Source organism: Mesorhizobium sp. M7A.F.Ca.CA.004.12.1.1 (genome assembly GCF_003997835.1).
Taxonomy (GTDB): domain Bacteria; phylum Pseudomonadota; class Alphaproteobacteria; order Rhizobiales; family Rhizobiaceae; genus Mesorhizobium.
In genome coordinates this window covers 1-1,085 of the sequence record NZ_RZRK01001264.1, presented here as the reverse complement: position 1 = coordinate 1,085, position 1,085 = coordinate 1, and the positions used below count along the sequence as shown (strand labels likewise).

General features: G+C 64.8%; 1 protein-coding gene. It reads left to right on the top strand.

Annotated features, from left to right (window positions below):
• Nucleotides 1-1,048: ATP-binding cassette domain-containing protein (locus EN984_RS35655; protein WP_127384406.1), on the top strand; the 1,048-nt coding region annotated here is incomplete at its 5' end.
• Between the last annotated feature and the right edge of the window lie 37 nt (nt 1,049-1,085).

Here is a 1,085-nt window from a genome sequence, read left to right as displayed (position 1 = left end):
GTTTCGTGGAGCCAGGCTGCTGATCCTCGACGAGCCGACAGCGGTGCTGGCGCCAAGCGAGGTCGACGGGCTGTTTTCGGCGTTACGTTCTATGGCGGCGCAAGGTCTCGGCATCATCTTCATCTCGCACAAGCTCAATGAGGTGCGGGCGCTGACGCATCGCTGCACGGTGCTGCGGCATGGCCGCGTTGCCGGCCGCGTCGATGACCCGGCCAACACGACATCCTCGGAGATGGCAACACTGATGTGCGGCCATGAGATCGTGCCGCCGGCGCGGGGACCATCGGCGCCGGGTGCTGATGTGCTGACGCTCGACGGTATCTCAACCTCGCATCATTCCGGCACGGCGCTGCGCGACATATCGCTTGCCGTTCGTGCCGGCGAAATCCTCGGCATTGCCGGGGTGTCGGGCAATGGCCAGCGGGCGCTGGCGGAGGTGATCTCCGGCGTGCGGGCGCCCGATGCCGGCCGGATGACGATTGCCGGCCAAAAAGTCTCACGGTTTTCGCCGCGCGAGGTGCAGGCGCTCGGGCTCGGACGTATCCCGGAAGACCGTATGACGACCGGACTGGTGACCAACCTGCCGCTCGCCGATTCGATGGTGTTGCCGCGCATCGGCACCGCGGCGTTCAGCAGCAAAGGCCTGCTCAAGCCGCATGCGATCCGCGCTTTCGCTGAAGAACAAATCAAGGCCTATGACATCAGATGCCCCGGACCGATGACCCGGGCCGGCGCATTGTCCGGCGGCAATCTGCAGAAGGCGTTGTTGGCACGCGAGCTTGCCTTCGATCCGAAGGTGCTTGTTGTCTCGCAGCCGACGCGTGGGCTCGATATCGGTGCCGCCCGCTTCATCCATGAAAAGTTCCTCGACATGCGGACCAAAGGCTGCGGCATCATCGTCATTGGCGAGGATCTCGAAGAGCTGCTGGTGCTCTGCGACCGCATCGCGGTGATGTATGAGGGCCGCATCGTCGGCACGCTCGACAGCGCCGATGCAACGATAGCGCGGCTCGGCTTGATGATGACCGGGGCGGAGGGGAGAGCCTAGATGGACCTTCTGGCGGCGCTGACCCCCACCCCTAACC